This is a genomic window from Desulfobacter curvatus DSM 3379 (genome assembly GCF_000373985.1).
In the GTDB taxonomy this organism is placed as follows: Bacteria; Desulfobacterota; Desulfobacteria; order Desulfobacterales; family Desulfobacteraceae; genus Desulfobacter; species Desulfobacter curvatus.
Genome location: NZ_KB893016.1, coordinates 1 through 1,757, shown reverse-complemented (window position 1 = coordinate 1,757; position 1,757 = coordinate 1). Strand labels below are relative to the sequence as shown.

The window sequence follows — 1,757 nt, the reverse complement described above, 5'->3', positions numbered from 1 at the left end:
GAGTGTCTATTATAATTTTGCGACAAAATAATTTTAGATGTCGCTCCGCCCCCCTGATATCATTGATAATAAATTTTGATGCGTCAGCGCTGTGCCAACCCCATGACCTTAAATTCATCGTAATTGGGCCTATACCCTAAAAACTGAGTGATAGTTCCGTAAAATGAGCCGAGTGAATGAGGGTATTCAACCGTACTTAAAGTTCGAAACTCGCCTGTTTTAATGTGCGATAGATAGGTGCTATGCAATTCGCCAGACAGATCTATGCTTAATGCTCCGGCATTATCGGATAATGCATAGTGATGAGCATATGCTATATGGCAAAGATGGTGATCATGAAAATTAAATTTCCCCGTAAACCCAAGTTTATTCCTACATGTTAACGGCGTTAGAATATGTCGTGCGAGATTTTTTAAATTTCCCCTTTCAGTGCTATTTCCGAATAGCAAGTTTGCTGACTTTGGTAGCGATGATGCCGCAGTCAACACTCTTTTTGAGAGGCCTTTTGTCGGGTTCCAGTAAAAACCAATTTTGTCTATTTCTTGAATGGAAATACCTGCCTGATGTAGACAAAATGTGATCGCGTTTAAGGGGAAGGATCCATCATTTTTACATCTTGTAAATCTTTCCTCCTGTGCGGCTGCAAGCAGTTGACCGTTGTGGGTTAAGGCTGCTGCAGATTCGTGTAAATTTGCGGATATGCCGAGAATCATGCTGTATCAATCATCAAGAATAAAAGCTAAGGATGGCGCGCAAAATTTGTATTTGATCCGTATTGAATTAACAATTAAATCATTTGCTTTCACTTTTCCAGAGGCGATTATTTGTGAGTGTGAGTCAATATCGAAAGTTTCATATGAGTTTGGATCGCTTAATATCAGACCGGCCGTCAGTGTTCCCCAAGCGTTTTCTGCTCCACCTATTACCAATGTTGCCGATTCCAACTCCGACAAAACAGATCTATAAACCATTCCGTAAACTAGAGACGATTGTCTGCGATCAATCGGTGAATCAGCATATTCGCTACTTTTAAAGTGAGTTGTGCCCGTTTTTTGTACCAAAGCGAAATGGTCTTTTTCATTTGTTAGTGTGGCTCGGGCAGACTCTTCGCAGAATGATGAGGACCAATTGTAGAAAGGGGTCCCGTATGCTGTTGCAACAGACTTCATTAAGTCATCTGTGTATGAATTCAAATTCGGTCCGCCAATGAGGATTTTATTTCGTGTTTGGCTAAGGAGTTTTTTAGCTGAACTAGAATCGCAAATAGGAATCTTAACACCGAATTGATGTTCGATAAATTTCTGTATTTGATATGCCGTTACGGCATCATGGAATGGAGTGAAAATGCTGTTTTCATGTTTGTCATCTCGCTCTAACCCTTCCCATCTATAACTCGAAGTGATAATGATGGCATTGTTGGTAAACGGCTTCCAAAATTGAGCCATATTGCGCTCTATTATTCGCTTACGCTTGTTAACTGTTGCGCCCCATGAAGCAAGCCCCGCTCCGATGATTGCTCCTGCAAATAGGTTGCAAACAGCCTCAAAGTACCCACCTCGCGACACTCCAAATATACATAATAATGCGCATAGTATTATTATCAGCCCGAGCTCTCTAGTACTCTTTATGGTGATATCAGTGATATTCATATGATGCTTGGTCTATCTATTCTGCGACAATTATCTTGTCCGGTTGACGACAATTACCTTGACCGGTTTGTCGTGATAAAACCCCAGACACTAAAATTCACTTAATTG

At 40.8% G+C, this 1,757-nt stretch carries 2 protein-coding genes; both read right to left on the bottom strand.

Annotation, left to right across the window (positions count from 1 at the left end; all coding sequences use genetic code 11):
* Positions 1-83 precede the first annotated feature (83 nt).
* Positions 84-713 (bottom strand): carbamoyltransferase N-terminal domain-containing protein, encoded by a 630-nt coding sequence (locus B147_RS0109405; protein WP_020586961.1) that lies wholly within the window; start codon positions 711-713, stop codon positions 84-86.
* 6 nt (positions 714-719) lie between these two features.
* Positions 720-1,649: a hypothetical protein gene (locus tag B147_RS0109400; protein ID WP_020586960.1), complete on the bottom strand. Its 930-nt coding sequence runs from the start codon at positions 1,647-1,649 to the stop codon at positions 720-722.
* Positions 1,650-1,757 lie beyond the last annotated feature (108 nt).